This window comes from Amycolatopsis dongchuanensis (assembly GCF_039542405.1).
Taxonomy (GTDB): Bacteria; Actinomycetota; Actinomycetes; order Mycobacteriales; family Pseudonocardiaceae; genus Amycolatopsis_E; species Amycolatopsis_E sacchari.
Map to the genome: position 1 here is coordinate 18045 of NZ_BAABIB010000064.1, position 14411 is coordinate 32455.

Here is a 14411-nt window from a genome sequence, read left to right on the forward strand (position 1 = left end):
TTGTCACGCTCCGTGCCGGGAGTGGCCGGGGCCACACAACAGGGTGGCCGACCGGGCCGCTCCCGGTAGGCTGCTACGAAAAGCGCACCTAGGAGGTCCGAGAACAGTGGCGCTCGTGGTCCAGAAGTACGGCGGTTCGTCGTTGGAGAGCGCTGATCGGATCAAGCGCGTGGCCGAGCGGATCGTGGCCACGAAAAAGGCGGGCAACGACGTCGTCGTGGTGTGTTCCGCGATGGGCGACACCACCGACGAACTGCTCGACCTCGCCCAGCAGGTGAACCCGGTGCCGCCGGAGCGTGAGATGGACATGCTGCTCACCGCGGGTGAGCGCATCTCGAACGCGCTGGTGGCCATGGCGATCTCCGCGCTCGGCGCCGAGGCGTGGTCGTTCACCGGCTCGCAGGCCGGGGTGGTCACGACGTCCGTGCACGGCAACGCGCGGATCATCGACGTCACGCCGAGCCGCGTCACCGAGGCGCTCGAACAGGGTTACGTCGCGCTGGTGGCCGGGTTCCAGGGCGTTTCGCAGGACACGAAGGACATCACCACGCTCGGCCGCGGCGGGTCGGACACCACCGCGGTGGCGCTCGCCGCCGCCCTCAACGCCGACGCGTGCGAGATCTACTCCGATGTGGACGGTGTCTACACCGCGGACCCGCGCATCGTGCCGGACGCGAAGAAGCTGGACACGGTGCCGTACGAGGAAATGCTCGAACTCGCGGCGAGCGGGTCGAAGATCCTGCACCTGCGTTCGGTCGAGTACGCGCGGCGTTACGGCGTCCCGATCCGCGTCCGCTCTTCCTACAGTGACAAGCCGGGCACGACGGTGGCCGGTTCGATTGAGGAGATCCCCGTGGAACAAGCGTTGATCACCGGTGTGGCCCACGACCGCTCGGAGGCCAAGATCACGGTGACCGGGGTGCCGGACCACGCCGGTGCCGCGGCGCGGATCTTCCGCACCATCGCCGACGCCGAGATCGACATCGACATGGTGCTGCAGAACGTCTCGAATACCGCGGGGCGCACGGACATCACGTTCACGCTGTCCAAGGCGAACGGTCCGAAGGCGGTCGCCTCGCTGGAGAAGCTCAAGCCGGAGCTGGAGTTCAACTCCGTGCTCTACGACGACCAGGTCGGCAAGGTCTCGCTCGTCGGCGCGGGCATGCGCTCGCACCCCGGTGTCACCGCGACGTTCTGCGAGGCGCTGGCGAAGGTCGGCGTGAACATCGAGATCATCAACACCTCGGAGATCCGGATCTCGGTGCTCATCCGCGACGCGCAGGTCGACGAGGCCGTGCGCGCGATCCACGACGCATTCGAACTCGGCGGCGACGAAGAGGCCGTGGTCTACGCAGGGAGTGGTCGGTGATGGCAGACGGTTTGCGGGTCGGCGTGGTCGGCGCCACCGGTCAGGTCGGTGGCGTGATGCGGAAGCTGCTGGCGGAGCGGGACTTCCCGGTCGCCGGGATCCGGTTCTTCGCCTCGTCCCGGTCGGCGGGCACGAAGCTTCCCTGGCGTGACACGGAGATCGAGGTCGAGGACGCCACGACCGCCGATCCGTCCGGTTTGGACATCGCGTTGTTCTCCGCCGGTGGTTCGACCTCGAAGGCGCAGGCGCCGCGGTTCGCCGAGGCGGGCGTCACAGTCATCGACAACTCCTCGGCGTGGCGCCTCGACCCCGACGTGCCGCTCGTGGTCAGCGAGGTGAACCCGCACGCGGTCAAGGACGCGCGCAAGGGCATCATCGCCAACCCGAACTGCACGACGATGGCGGCGATGCCGGTGCTCAAGCCGCTGCACGACGAGGCGGGCCTCGTCCGGCTGATCGCCAGCACCTACCAGGCGGTGTCGGGCAGCGGACTGGCCGGTGTCGACGAGCTGGCCGCGCAGACCAACGCGGTGGCCTCGCGCGCGGCGGACCTGACGCACGATGGCGAAGCGGTCACGTTCCCCGCGCCGGCGAAGTACGTCGCGCCGATCGCGTTCAACGTGCTGCCCATGGCCGGGTCCATTGTGGACGACGGCTCGTTCGAGACGGACGAGGAACAGAAGCTGCGCAACGAAAGCCGCAAGATCCTCGACATCCCGGGGCTCGCGGTGTCCGGGACGTGCGTGCGGGTGCCGGTGTTCACGGGGCATTCGCTGTCGATCAACGCCGAGTTCAGCGAACCGCTGTCGCCGGCCCGTGCCGCGGAACTGCTGGCGAACGCGCCGGGTGTCGAGCTGGCCGACGTGCCGACCCCGCTCGGCGCGGCGGGCAAGGACCCGAGCTACGTCGGCCGGATCCGGCAGGACCCCGGCGTGCCCGACGGACGTGGTCTCGCGTTGTTCATTTCCAACGACAACCTCCGCAAGGGGGCCGCGTTGAACGCAGTACAAATCGCGGAACTGATCGCACGCGGCTGAGGAAAGATCAGCTTTTCACCCTTTCGTGACCCCGGCAGCTACCGGTGATCGACTTCGCCCGCTTTTAGGGTGTGGCCAGTCTTTCCAAGGTGGATGCCGGGGAGCTGGTCGTGAGGCAAGTGATCGTCGCCGTGGTGGCGCTGCTCGTGGTGAGCGTCGCGCCCACGCTGGCGACCGCCGACACCACCGACGGGCCACTGACCGTGCGCGTGGTGCGGCCGGACCAGGGCGGCGCCGGGGTCGGCGGGATCCTCGTGGTCGCGACCGACCCCTCGGGCGCGAGCGCGAGCGGGACGACCGCACCCGACGGCACGGTGACGATCCCGACCGCGGCGCTGAGCGGCGGCCGTTACCGCGTCGACGCCTCGATCCCGCCCACGCTGACCGGGGTGCACCCGGTCGCGCGGTCCGCCGGTTTCGCCGCGCTGACCGAGTTCGTCGACGTCTCCGGCGGCAGGGCGGTGACACTGACGATGGCCGTCGGCGGTGGGACGGGCGACGTGGAACTGGGCGACCGGGTGTGGTTCGACACCGACGGCGACGGCGTGCAGGACGGTGACGAACCGCCGTTGCCCGGCGTCCGGGTGCAGCTCCTGCCCTGTGACGGCGGCGGGAACCCGCTGGCGGAGAAGACGACGGACGCCGCGGGGCACTACGTCTTCGGTTCGGCGGACGGCGTGCAGCCCAACACCTGCTACACGCTCCGCTTCGACTACTCCGGTGTGGACACCGCGGGACTTCCCGGCTCACCGGCGGTCGCCGGCCTGAGGTGGACCACCCCGCTGGCGAGCGTCACCCCCGACATCGATTCCAATGTGGACCCTTCGACCGGCACGGCCAGGGTGGCCGTCGGCGTGCCCGGTTCCGTCGACGACGGGGTCGACGCCGGGTTGATCGGCGGGCTCGACGAGGTCGGCGACCTGGTGTGGGCCGACGAGAACCGCAACGGCGTGCAGGATCCCGGCGAGCCGGGGGTCGCCGGCGTGCCGGTGTCGCTGCAGGACTCCGACGGCGCGCTCGTCGTCGCCACGACCACGGGGCCACACGGGCAGTACGCGTTCTCGCACCTGCCCGACGGCACGTACAAGGTCTGCTTCGACGTCGCGAAACTGCCCGCCCAGTACGCCGACTACCGGCTGACCCGGCTGCGCGCCGGCCCGCCGGGGCAGGACTCGGCCGCTGATCCGGCGGGCGGCTGCACGGGACCGGTCGAGTTGAACGCCGGGCACACCGAGGACCGCACACTCGACGCCGGGCTCGCGCCGCCGGTCAACCGCATCGCCGCCCGCGTCTGGTCCGATCTCAACGGCAACGGCGTGCAGGATCCCGGTGAACCCGGCCTCGCCGGGGTGCCGGTGAAGTTGCGTGGCGACGACGGTGGTCAGCTGGCACTGACGACGACCGGTCCGGACGGGGGGTACGCGTTCGAGAACGTCGCGAACGGCTCGTACCAGGTTTGTCTGGACCTGGGCAACCTGCCGCCCGCCATCGCCGATTTCACCCCGACCCGCTCCGGCGGGGATTCCGCGGCCAACCCCGCGACCGGCTGCACCCGCACCGTGACCATCGGCCTGGGCAAGCGGGAGGACACCACGCTGAACGCGGGGCTCGGCGCGCCCGCGAACAGCCTGGGCGACCGCGTGTGGTTCGACAGCAACCGCAACGGCCTGCAGGACGAGGTGGAGCCCGGCATCGCGGGCGTGCCGGTGAAGCTGGTGCGGGCCGACGGTGCCGACGCCGGCGCCACCACGACGGGCGCGGACGGCGCATACTCGTTCACCGGGATCCCGGACGGTGCGTACCGGGTTTGCTTCGACCCCAAGACTTTCCCGCCCGCGTACGCCGGGGGCCAGTGGTCGAAGCCCCACGTCGGCGACGCGGGCAAGGACTCCGACGTCGACCTCTCGACTTCCTGCACCCAGGACGTCACGGTGGGCGTCGGGCACCGGCAGGAGTCCACTGTGGACGCCGGGGTGGTGGCCGCGCGCAACCGCGTCGGCGACCGGATCTGGTACGACCTCAACGCCAACGGGGCGCCCGACCCCGGTGAGCCCGGCGCGGCGGGAGTCGCGGTGACGCTGAAGGACGCCGACGGCCGGGTGGTCGCGGCCACCCGCGCGGGGGCCGACGGCCGGTACCTCCTCGACGACCTGCCGGACGGCACGTTCCGGGTCTGCCTGGACCTCGCCACGCTGTCCCCGGAGTTCGCCGCGTTCCGGGTGCCGGGCGCGGCCGACGGCTGCCTGCCGCCGCTGGCCGTCGGGCCGAAACCGCGGGAGGACCTGTCGGTGAAGGTGGGCCTGGTGGCGGCACCGGCCGTCGCGCCCGCCGCACAGGAGTCCGGCTCCGGGGGCGGCGGCGGGTTCCCGGTCGGCTGGGTGTTGCTCACCGCCGGGATCGTGCTGGCCGGTGTGGTGTTCACCGTCCGGTGGTGGAAGGTCGTGGACCAGTAACCTGGCGGCATGGCGGACTGGGACGTGTTGTCGGGGACCGGGTTGACCGCGCTGGCGGTCGCCGCGGCCAGGGCCGTGGAAAGCAGCCGTGCGGAGCCGTTGGTGGACGACCCGTACGCGGCGGCGTTCGTGGCGGCGGCCAACCCGCCCATCCCGATGCCGACGACGGCGGACCAGCTCCCGGGCGCGGACCCGGTGTGGGAGCGGATGTCGCTGTTCATGGGCCTGCGGTCGCGGTTCTTCGACGAGTACCTCGTGGAGGCGGCGACGGCGGGTGTCCGGCAGGTGGTGCTGGTCGCCGCCGGGCTGGACAGCCGCGCGTTCCGGCTCGACTGGCCGCCCGAGACGAAGGTGTACGAGGTCGACCAGCCGCGCGTGCTCGAGTTCAAGGACCGGGTGCTGGCGGAGCGGGGTGCGGCGGCCCGGTGCGAGCGGCACGCGGTCGGGGTGGACCTGCGCGAAGACTGGCCGAAAGCCTTGGCAGAGGCCGGTTTCGACGTCGAGCAGCCGACGGCGTGGCTCGTCGAGGGGCTGCTGCCGTACCTGCCCGAAGAGGCAGCTGCGGCGCTGCTGGACACGCTGTGCGCGCTCTCCGCGCCCGGAAGCACCGTCGGGGTCGAGTACCTCCATGACCCGGGAGCCGCCTTCACCGATCCCGCAGTGGGCGCCCTGTTGCGGGACAGCGGGTTCGACTACGCCGCGCTGCTGCCCGAGCGGACGCTCGCCGATCCCGGTGAGCGGCTGTCGGCCGCGGGCTGGACGGTGAGCGTGATCGGCAGCGAGGAGCTGGCCGAGCGCTACGGACGCGTGATCCAGGAGGACGGACCGTCGATGTTCGGGGCGAACGGGCGGTACGTGACCGGCCGGCTCGGGTAGCTTGGCCGTATGCGACTCGTGCACGCGTTCGGCGTGGCCGCGCTCGGTCTGGTGCTGGCCGCCTGTGCCGGGGTGGGGGAGACGGTGGACAAGGCGGGGGTGTGCGCGGAGGCGCTCGGCCTGTCGAACCTGAACCCGAACCTCGACCCGGAGCAGCTCGCCGACCAGGCGCGGCAGAAGGCCACGCGGCTGCGGGAGCTGGCCGGGCAGGTGTCGGACCAGGACCTGAAGCAGAACCTGTTCACGCTCGCGGATTCCTACGTCGCGCTGGAGGAGCGCAAGGCCCGCGGTCTCGGTGACCTCAACGACTGGGTGCAGCGCAACGCGGACAACCTCTCGGCCTTGCGCGCGGCCTGCCTGTAGCTCAAGCCGCTTCCAGCCGCAGTCCGGCGACGGCACGGTCGATCACGTGGGTGTGCGTCCAGCCGCGCGGGCCGTTCCGGAGCGCCGCGTGCACGCGCGGCAGCCGGTCGACGTGCCGCTGGAACGACGCCGGCCGCAGCACCCTCCCGCGTGCCCGCTGACCGGCGAGCGCGTCGTCGGGGCTGCACTCCACCCACACGAAATGCCTGCTGCGCAAGGAGAGCAGGCCCACCAGGAGCAGCCAGGTCCGGGTGCCGGCCCCGGTCGCCGGGTCGTGCACCACCAGTGGGCCCGCGCGTGAGAAAGCGCTTACCGTGACCCGCAGGCGGTGCAGCACGTGCACCAGCGGGCGGTACCGGCGGTATGGCGTGCCCGGCCGGACGAGTGCCGCGATCCGGTCACGCACCTGGTCGGAGTCGAGCACGGTCACCGGGGCGTGGGCCGCGGTGCGGCGCAGCAGCGTGCTCTTGCCCGACCCCGGCAGGCCCGCGACCACCACCAGCGACCGCCGTTCGATCGTCATCCGCATGCCCGGTCAACGGACGGCCCCGGCTCCGGCGTTCCTCACTTTCCGGGCGAATCAGGCATTGACCGCGCGCGTCCAGCCGACCCGCAGCCGGAGCGCGTACCCGGCGGCGGCCAGCACGAGCCCGCCCAGCCCCGCCGCGGCGAACCCGGCCGCCGCCGACGAGTGGTCGATCACGAAACCCACCACCGGGCTGCCGAGCGCCATGCCGAGCCTGGTCGCGGAGTCGAGCAGGCCCATCGCCTCGGCCCGCACCCTCGCTGGCGCCAGCGCCGCGACCTCCTCCGTCGTCGCGGTCAGCGTCGGCGCGCACAGCAGGTTCGTCGGCACGAGCGCGAGCGCCAGCAACCACCACGGGTGCCCGAACAGGCCGACCGGCAGCACGAGCACGGTCAGCGCCAGCATCAGCCCGGACTGGGACAGCGAGCGGTGCAGCGCGCCGTAGACGATCCCGCCCGTCGCCGACGCCACGCACATCACCACGATCACCAGGCCCGTCCAGCCGATCTCGCCGGTCGACCGCAGCGCGGCGAGCGTCGCGAGTTCGGTGCCGATGAGGCAGAACAACGCGCCGGAACCGAAGAGCAGCGTCGCGCTGAGGCGGCGGCCGAGCCACTCGCGCACCCGCGGCCTGCTGCCGGTGACCACCTCGTCCTCGTGCCGGACGGGCGGGTTGTACCAGCACAGCGCCACCGTGGTCAGGGCGAAGAACAGCCCGATGCCCGTCAGCGCCACACCTGCGGAGAACTGCGTCGCGACCGCGATCCCGGCCGCGGGGCCGATCATGAACGACGATTCCAGCGAGATCGAGTCCAGTGAGTAGGCGGACCGGCGGCGCGTTGGCGGCACCAGCGCGGTCAGCGCCTGGCGGGCGATCGACGTCGCGGGCAGTGCGAGCATGCCCGCCGGCAGGGTGACCGCGACCAGCACCGGGTACGGCAGGTGCGGCGCGCTGACCCAGTACACCGCCGAGGCGCTCCCGCAGACGGCGACGACGGGTCGCAGCCCGTAGCGGTCGATCATCCGCCCGACGAGTGGTGCGCCGAGCGCGCTGCCCAGGGTGGTGGCGGTGCCGACGAGGCCCGCCGCGCCGTAGCCGCGCCCGAGATCGGTGACCACGTGGAGCGTCAGCGTGATGCCCATCGCGGTCATCGGCAGCCGGGCGAAGAACATCAGGAGCATGGTCGCCGGGACACGGGGAACGGCGAGGACCTGGCGATACGCGAGCACGTACCTCATAGTGGCACGGCCGTCCAAGTCGTTTTCCGCCCGGCTGCGGGGTGGTCAAACGTCTCCCGCGCCGAATGCAGCGGATCGGGTGAGCGTGGTGTTTTCCGGGGTGAGGCGAGCACGGAGCGCGACGCCGCCTCTCGGGTTCCATGATCAACGGGCGAAGGGCGCCCGTCATCCGGTCCGCCGAACCGTCGTGATTCAGATCCGGCACGTAAGGGTGACCGGTTTCCACGGACGGGTGGTCGGCTGGTGCAAGATCGACACCCCGGGTTTCCTTACCGCTGTCAGGTCCGGAAGAGGCCAGGAGGTAGGGAATGAAAGGCAAGTTCGCCCGGATCATCGCGGTCGCGGTGGCGGGAAGCGTGCTCGCGGTGAGCGGTGCCGGTGTCGCCTCGGCGGACGGCAAGGGCACCTCCAGCACGGAAGCCGCGGGCCACCAGGTCGTGCAGCTGCGCGACGAGCTGACCAAGGCCGCCTACGCCGGGGACGTCACGGGCACGCAGCGCTCGCTCGACCAGCTCACCCCGCTCCTGGGTGACCTCGCGACCAGCGAGAAGTACTCCATCCAGTCGGACGCCCGGCAGACGGCCGCGACCGCGAACGACCAGGCGACGGAGACCAGCCGGATCCTCGCCGACCCGGCACAGGCCGACACCGCCCGCCAGCTGCCCGCCGTGCCGACGCTGCCCGACCTGCCCGCCCCGCTGGACATGGTCAACAACCTCGTCAAGACGCTGCTGCTGACCGTCACGAGCCTGGCGATGTCGCTGCTGCCGGGCGGTGTACCCGCGCTGCCGGTCCCGTCGGCTCCCGCGCTGCCCGGAGCGCCCACGCTGCCCGGGGTCTAGACCAAACGAAAAGAGGGGGGACGGGGCCCGGCACACGCCGGGCCCCGTTTTTTCACTTCACCCCGGAAAGCCCGACCCGCAGCGCACCCGCGGCCTCCGCGGTCGCCTCGCGGAAGCGGGTGCCGATGCCGAGGAAGTTGATGTAGCCGTGGAACAGGTCGGCCTGCCTGCTCACGGTCACCGGCACGCCGGCTTCGCGCAGCTTCTCGCCGTACGCCTCGCCCTCGTCGCGCAGCGGGTCGAACCCCGCGGTCGCGATGTACGCGGGCGGCTGGCCGGAGAAGTCCTTCGCCAGCAACGGGGACAGGCGCGGGTCGGTCCGGTCGACACCTTCCGGCGCGTAGTGGTTCAGAAACCACGTCATGTCCGTGTCGGTGAGGAAGAAGCCGTTGCCGAACAGTTCACGGGACCGGCGCCGGACGGAGGCGTCGACGCCGGGGTAGAACAGCAGCTGGAAGGCGGGCGACGGGCCACCGCGGCCCGTGGTCACCTGCGAGACGACGGCCGCGAGGTTGCCGCCCGCGCTGTCCCCGCCCACGGCGATGCGCTCCGGGTCGGCGCCCAGGTCCTTCGCCTTGGCGTAGGCGTAGTCGAAGGCCGCGATCGCGTCCTCCGTCGCGGCCGGGAACGGGTGCTCGGGGGCGAGGCGGTACTCCACCGACAGCACGCGCACCCCCGCGTGCTTGGCGAGGAACCGAGCGGCGTTGTCGTGGCTGGCCCGGGTGCCGATCACCCAGCCGCCACCGTGGAAGAACACCAGCAGCCCGGAGTTCTCGGGCAGGCCTTCCGGTGTGTAGAGGGTCGCGGGCACGCCGCCGTGCTCGTCGGGGATGACCAGTTCACGCGTCGCGATCGGCTCGATGGGCGGACCGCTGACGAGGTGGGCTGACTCGGCGAGCATCTGCCGCGCCAGCTCGGGTGTCTCCTTCGCCATCGTGGCCCCCGCCAGCTGCTGCAGCCGCAGCAGCAGCTGGGCGTCGAGTGCGAGTTCCTGCCCGTCGACGCGGATGGGGCGGCCCGCGATGAGCCGCCGCAGCGGACGGGGCAGGGAGAAGACCAGCTGGGCTCCGGCCGCTTCGATGCGGGACCTGAGGACGTTCGCCATGACTGGAGAGGTTACCGGCGAGTAGGCAGCGGGGCCAGCTGTGATCCGGGCCTCCGTCCCAAATCCTGGTCCTCCACTTAAGTAGAGGAGTTAGCCTCGAAGGCGTGACTTCCTCCTCGGTGATCAACGTCGTCGGCATCGGTGGTTCCCTGCGCGCGGGCTCGCAGTCCGAACGCGCACTGCGCATCGCGCTGTCGGGAGCGGAGGAAGCGGGCGCGCGCACCCAGGCGATCACCGGCAGCGAACTCGTGCTGCCGTTCTACGACTCCGGGATCCCCGAACGGACGCCCGAGGCGGAACGGCTCGTCGAAGCCGTGCGCGGCGCGGACGGGCTGATCATCGTCTCGCCCGGGTACCACGGCGCCCTGTCCGGGCTGGTCAAGAACGCACTGGACTACCTCGAGGACCTGCGCCCCGACACCCGCCCGTATCTCGACGGCCGGGGCGTCGGTCTGATCGCCGTCGCCTTCGGCTGGCAGGCCGCGGTCACGACGCTCGACCAGCTCCGCACCATCACGCACGCCCTCCGCGGCTGGCCGACGCCGCTCGGCGGCGCGATCAACTCGGCGGAGGTCAAGTTCGACGAGGCGGGCGGCGCGTCGGAGGAGAAGGTCGTCAACACCCTCCGCCTCATCGGGCGGCACGTGACCGAGTTCGCTCGCGACCGCCGCCGCTGAAGGGTTCGCCACGGGCGCGTGCGGGTATTCCCGGTGGTGAGAACAGCCATGCCCCGGCACGGTGACGCCCGTGCGGATCGTTGTCCCCAGTGGGAAGCTGGAATTCCCCCAGGGACAGGAGGTGCGGACGACGATGGTCGACGTGGTGTACACGGCGGTCGCGACGGCGCGCGGTGACGGCCGCAACGGCGAGGTCACCTCGTCCGACGGCGTGATCGACGAGCAGCTCGCGGTGCCGAAGGAGATGGGTGGACCCGGCGGTGAGCGCACCAACCCGGAGCAGCTGTTCGCCGCGGGGTACTCGGCGTGCTTCCACGGTGCGTTGCAGGCCGTCGCCCGCGGCGCGAAGGTGAAGCTGACCGACTCCACGGTGACCGCCGAGGTTTCGATCGGCAAGGACGGCGACGCCTTCGGGCTCGCCGTGAAACTGGAGGCGTACCTGCCCGGGCTGGAGCAGGGGCAGGCGAACGAGCTGGTCGCGCAGGCACATCAGGTGTGCCCGTACTCCCGAGCCACCCGCGGCAACATCGAGGTCGAGGTCACCGCCAAGACCTCCTGACAGAGAGGAAGTCCCGCCATGAACTCTCCGATCAAGAGCCCGCTCCCGGAGAGCGACAAGGAAGTCACCGGCAACGTCCTGCAGGCGACGCTGGTCGACCTGATCGACCTCTCGCTGATCGCGAAGCAGGCCCACTGGAACGTGGTGGGCTCGAACTTCCGCAGCGTGCACCTGCAGCTCGACGAGCTGGTGTCCACCGCCCGCAACTACGTGGACGAGGTGGCCGAGCGCGCCAACGCGATCGGCGTTTCGCCCAACGGCAAGGCGAAGACGGTCGTCGAGAGCTCGGGTCTGCCCGACTACCCGGACAACTGGCAGAGCGTCGAGTCGACCATCGCCGCGATCGTCGACATCCTCGCCGAGGAGATCGCGCGCCTGCGCAAGCGCATCGACGAGACCGACAAGAGCGACCTGGTCACCCAGGACCTCCTGATCGAGATCACCCGTGCGCTCGAAGAGGCGCACTGGATGTGGCAGGCGCAGCAGGCCTGACCCCGCGTCACGAGCAAGCCCCGCCGGTCGCCCGGCGGGGCTTTTTCGTCACTTCTCCAGCGCCCGCAACGCGAAGTACACCTCGGTCGCGGTCTGCTTGACGGTCTCCGCGGTGACGAGCGAGCCGTGCCCGGCGTCGTACCGGTAGAACTCGTACGGCCGCTGAAGCTCGGCGAGCCGGTCGAGGTAGTTCTCGATCTGCCGGATCGGGCAGCGCGGGTCGTTGTCGCCCGCGAGCACCAGCACGGGCGCCCGGACCGCTTCGACGTACGTGAGGGGCGAGCACTCGCGGTACACGTCGGGCACGGTTTCCGGCGAGCCGCCGAACAACGCGCGGTCGAAGGACCGCAGCTGCTCCATCTCGTCCTCGTACGCGGCGACGTAGTCCGCGACCGGCACCGCGGCCACCCCGGCCGCCCAGCGCTCCGGCTGCGTGCCGATCGCGAGCAGCGTCAGGTACCCGCCCCACGAGCCGCCGGAGACCACGCACTTCGCCGGGTCGGCCAGCCCGCTGTCGACGGCCCAGTCGTGCACCGCGGCGACGTCCTCCAGCTCGGTCAGCCCGGGGCGGCCTTCGATCGCGTCCCGCCAGGCCGAGCCGTAGCCCGTGGACCCGCGGTAGTTGACCTCGACGACGGCGAACCCGGCGTCCAGCCACACCGCCCGGTACGCCGAGAAGCGGTCCTCGTCCGCGGAGTGCGGCCCGCCGTGCAGGGTGAACACGGTCGGCAGCGGCCCCTCGGGCGCGTTGACCGGCCGCGCGACGAGCGCGTGCACGCGCCCGCCCGGCCCCTCGACGAACGCGTCGGCGACCGGCGCGGACGGCGGCGCCGGCTCGCCGGGCGGCGCCAGCAGCACCGTGTCCGTCCCGTCCTGGGCGCGTGCCCTGATCACCGGCGGGTGCGCGGCGTTGGACCACGAGTACTCGACCGTGCCGTCCGGGCGGACGCTCGCCCCGCCGATCCGACCCTTCGGGGTGTCCAAAGAGGTCAGCTCGGCCGTGCCGAGGTCGTAGCGGTACAGCGAGCTGCGGCCCTGGTGGAAGTGGACGACGAGCAGCGCGTCCGCCGCCGGGTACCAGGTGGCGGAGACCTCGCCGGGCAGGTCGAGCGACAGCTCTTCCTCGGTGTCGGCCGCGACGTCCCAGATCAGCAGCTCCTCGCGGCCACGGCGTTCGTGCAGCACGAGCAGCCGCGCGTCACCGGACACCGGGGAGAACTCCAGCGGGGTCAGGCCCTTGCCCTCGCCGTCCCACTTCTCGGCGACGGTGGTGAGGCCGTCGGTCGCGTACACGCGGACCGCCGGGTGCCGGGAGTCACCGTGTTCGGAGTGGGAGATCGCGAGCAGCCGCTCGTCGCGGGACAGCGCGGCGATGCCGGCGTCGTCCTTGCTGGCGTAGAAGCGTTCCGTCTTGCCGTCGACGTGCACGAACAGCTCGCTGCCGTCGTCGGTCGAGACACCCACGGCGATGAGCCGGTGCCCGATCTCCAGCCCGGCCGGGTACCCGTCGTGCACGTCCGGCAGCGCGCGTTCCGCCGGGCCACCGGCGAAGGGCTCCCGCACCCACGAGCCGAACTCGTCGCCGTCGGTGTCGTCGAACCACCAGACCGACTCGCCGTCCGGCGAGGTGGTGGCGCTGAGCGTGCCGTTGGGGCGGTTCGTGACCTGGCGGTGCTCGCCGGTCGCGCGGTTCCAGGCGTAGACCTCCCAGACGCCGCTCGCGTTCGACACGTAGATGTTCGCGTCGGGCGCGTCGAGGGCCCAGTCCGGCACGGACACGCGCGGGGCGTGGAAGCGGGCGCGCCAGCGGGCCTCGGCCTCGGGATCGGCGAAGAGGCGGTCGGGGATGACGGCGGGCGGGTGCTGAGTGGTCACCCCTCGATCCTGCCAGGTGCTGCCCGTACGGTGGGCGTGTGCTGGAGGGATACGCGCCCGGGTTCTCCGATGACGTGCTGTCGATGATGTCGGCACGCAGCGCGAGCGACCGGGCCGCTTTCTTGCTGCGGTCGCTGCGGCCGGGGATGCTGGTGCTCGACGTCGGGTGCGGTCCGGGCAGCATCACGAGGGGCTTCGTGCCGCTCGTCGGTGAGGGCAGGGTGCTCGGCGTCGACGTGGAACCGCGGCAGTTCCTCCGAGAGTCCACTGTGGACTTCGTCGCGGGCTCGGTGTACGCGCTGCCCGTGCCGTCGGAGAGCGTGGACGTGGTTTTCGCGCACGCGTTGTTCGAGCACCTGGGCAGACCGGTCGAGGCGCTGCGGGAGATCCGCCGCGTGCTCAGGCCCGGGGGCACGCTCGCTCTGTCCACTTCGGACTGGAGTCGGGCACGCCTGCGCCCGAAGACCGTGAACGTGGTGGCCGCGCTGCGCGGGCACTACCTGTTGCGCCGCCGCGCGGGCGGCGATCCGTTCGCGGGCAAGCACATCGCGTCGTACGCCGAGCAGGCCGGGTTCCGCGAGATCCACACCCATGCGCGCTTTCGTCCGGACATGGGGTACCGGGAGCTGGCCCGGTACGTCGAGTCCCGCCTGGACGCGGCGCTGTCGGCGTCTTCGGAGGACCGGGACCAGCTGGCCAGCGCGGCCCGTTCGGCCTGGGCTTGGTCGCACGCCGGGGATGGCGATTTCCTGCAGTGCTGGGAGGAGCTACTGGCGGTGAAGTGATTCGGGGGTTCGGGCCTTCGGGTGCGGTTGGGGCCCCTTCCTGCGCGAGGGTCTTACGGTGGGGCGGGCGCGTCAAGGGCGCTCAGTGTGAGGGTGTGGATGGGCTGTGGCTTGGTGGTTATGGTCCGGTTTGGTTGCGTGGTGACTGTCGCGCGTCAGACTTTGTGGCTCAGGGGTTATGTAGGTTCCTGAGCAGGAGGTATGACGATGAGC

Annotated in this window: 14 protein-coding genes; 10 read left to right on the forward strand and 4 right to left on the reverse strand. The window is 71.4% G+C overall.

What is annotated here, in order from left to right:
* The first annotated feature begins 106 nt into the window (after window positions 1-106).
* The 5 genes from ABFX51_RS15480 to ABFX51_RS15500 all read left to right on the forward strand — a co-directional run bounded on the left by ABFX51_RS15480 (window position 107) and on the right by ABFX51_RS15500 (window position 6098).
* On the forward strand, window positions 107-1369 hold the full coding sequence (locus ABFX51_RS15480; protein WP_091508324.1) for an aspartate kinase: 1263 nt from the start codon (window positions 107-109) through the stop codon (window positions 1367-1369).
* A complete protein-coding gene (locus ABFX51_RS15485) occupies window positions 1369-2406 on the forward strand; it encodes an aspartate-semialdehyde dehydrogenase (RefSeq protein ID WP_091508325.1) in 1038 nt (345 codons plus the stop codon). Before ABFX51_RS15480 ends, ABFX51_RS15485 begins: the two co-directional genes overlap by 1 nt.
* 110 nt (window positions 2407-2516) lie before the next feature.
* Window positions 2517-4859, forward strand: coding sequence for an SdrD B-like domain-containing protein (locus ABFX51_RS15490; RefSeq protein ID WP_245783089.1), 2343 nt, complete (start codon window positions 2517-2519; stop codon window positions 4857-4859).
* A gap of 9 nt (window positions 4860-4868) precedes the next feature.
* Window positions 4869-5735, forward strand: coding sequence for an SAM-dependent methyltransferase (locus ABFX51_RS15495; protein ID WP_091508328.1), 867 nt, complete (start codon window positions 4869-4871; stop codon window positions 5733-5735).
* Window positions 5736-5744: 9 nt separating this feature from the next.
* Window positions 5745-6098 carry a hypothetical protein gene (locus ABFX51_RS15500; RefSeq protein WP_091508329.1) on the forward strand — a complete coding sequence of 118 codons (354 nt, stop codon included), beginning with the start codon at window positions 5745-5747 and terminating at the stop codon, window positions 6096-6098.
* Window position 6099: 1 nt separating this feature from the next.
* On the opposite strand, the gene ABFX51_RS15505 is transcribed toward ABFX51_RS15500, so the two are convergent.
* Complete coding sequence (locus tag ABFX51_RS15505) at window positions 6100-6621, reverse strand: P-loop nucleotide/nucleoside kinase family protein (RefSeq protein ID WP_245783090.1); 522 nt, start codon at window positions 6619-6621, stop codon at window positions 6100-6102.
* Between the two features lie 57 nt (window positions 6622-6678).
* Window positions 6679-7806: an MFS transporter gene (locus ABFX51_RS15510; RefSeq protein ID WP_091508441.1), complete on the reverse strand. Its 1128-nt coding sequence runs from the start codon at window positions 7804-7806 to the stop codon at window positions 6679-6681.
* A gap of 365 nt (window positions 7807-8171) precedes the next feature.
* On the opposite strand from ABFX51_RS15510, the gene ABFX51_RS15515 reads away from it, so the two are divergent.
* Entirely contained in the window at window positions 8172-8705 is a 534-nt protein-coding gene (locus ABFX51_RS15515; protein WP_091508334.1) for a hypothetical protein, read from the forward strand.
* 52 nt (window positions 8706-8757) lie between these two features.
* Here ABFX51_RS15515 and ABFX51_RS15520 read toward each other — a convergent pair whose 3' ends face one another.
* Window positions 8758-9810 (reverse strand): alpha/beta hydrolase, encoded by a 1053-nt coding sequence (locus tag ABFX51_RS15520; RefSeq protein WP_091508336.1) that lies wholly within the window; start codon window positions 9808-9810, stop codon window positions 8758-8760.
* A 104-nt stretch (window positions 9811-9914) separates the two neighbouring features.
* Here ABFX51_RS15520 and ABFX51_RS15525 point away from each other — a divergent pair, with 104 nt between their 5' ends.
* The 3 genes from ABFX51_RS15525 to dps all read left to right on the forward strand — a co-directional run bounded on the left by ABFX51_RS15525 (window position 9915) and on the right by dps (window position 11538).
* Window positions 9915-10487, forward strand: coding sequence for an NADPH-dependent FMN reductase (locus ABFX51_RS15525; RefSeq protein WP_346054097.1), 573 nt, complete (start codon window positions 9915-9917; stop codon window positions 10485-10487).
* A 133-nt stretch (window positions 10488-10620) separates the two neighbouring features.
* Window positions 10621-11046, forward strand: a complete 426-nt coding sequence (locus ABFX51_RS15530) for an organic hydroperoxide resistance protein (RefSeq protein WP_091508342.1) — start codon at window positions 10621-10623, stop codon at window positions 11044-11046.
* An 18-nt stretch (window positions 11047-11064) separates the two neighbouring features.
* Window positions 11065-11538 carry a DNA starvation/stationary phase protection protein Dps gene (gene dps, locus ABFX51_RS15535; protein ID WP_091508343.1) on the forward strand — a complete coding sequence of 158 codons (474 nt, stop codon included), beginning with the start codon at window positions 11065-11067 and terminating at the stop codon, window positions 11536-11538.
* A 48-nt stretch (window positions 11539-11586) separates the two neighbouring features.
* On the opposite strand, the gene ABFX51_RS15540 is transcribed toward dps, so the two are convergent.
* Window positions 11587-13413: a S9 family peptidase gene (locus ABFX51_RS15540; protein WP_346054098.1), complete on the reverse strand. Its 1827-nt coding sequence runs from the start codon at window positions 13411-13413 to the stop codon at window positions 11587-11589.
* Between the two features lie 38 nt (window positions 13414-13451).
* Between ABFX51_RS15540 and ABFX51_RS15545 the strand changes: the two genes are divergently transcribed.
* Window positions 13452-14198 (forward strand): class I SAM-dependent methyltransferase, encoded by a 747-nt coding sequence (locus ABFX51_RS15545; RefSeq protein WP_091508347.1) that lies wholly within the window; start codon window positions 13452-13454, stop codon window positions 14196-14198.
* Window positions 14199-14411 lie beyond the last annotated feature (213 nt).

Coding starts and splice junctions, on each gene's coding strand:
- ABFX51_RS15500 (WP_091508329.1), top strand. CDS start 5,745: ATGCGACTCGTGCACGCGTTCGGCGTGGCCGCGCTCGGTCTGGTGCTG.
- ABFX51_RS15530 (WP_091508342.1), top strand. CDS start 10,621: ATGGTCGACGTGGTGTACACGGCGGTCGCGACGGCGCGCGGTGACGGC.
- ABFX51_RS15515 (WP_091508334.1), top strand. CDS start 8,172: ATGAAAGGCAAGTTCGCCCGGATCATCGCGGTCGCGGTGGCGGGAAGC.
- ABFX51_RS15495 (WP_091508328.1), top strand. CDS start 4,869: ATGGCGGACTGGGACGTGTTGTCGGGGACCGGGTTGACCGCGCTGGCG.
- dps (WP_091508343.1), top strand. CDS start 11,065: ATGAACTCTCCGATCAAGAGCCCGCTCCCGGAGAGCGACAAGGAAGTC.
- ABFX51_RS15510 (WP_091508441.1), bottom strand. CDS start 7,806: ATGCTCCTGATGTTCTTCGCCCGGCTGCCGATGACCGCGATGGGCATC.
- ABFX51_RS15485 (WP_091508325.1), top strand. CDS start 1,369: ATGGCAGACGGTTTGCGGGTCGGCGTGGTCGGCGCCACCGGTCAGGTC.
- ABFX51_RS15505 (WP_245783090.1), bottom strand. CDS start 6,621: ATGACGATCGAACGGCGGTCGCTGGTGGTGGTCGCGGGCCTGCCGGGG.
- ABFX51_RS15520 (WP_091508336.1), bottom strand. CDS start 9,810: ATGGCGAACGTCCTCAGGTCCCGCATCGAAGCGGCCGGAGCCCAGCTG.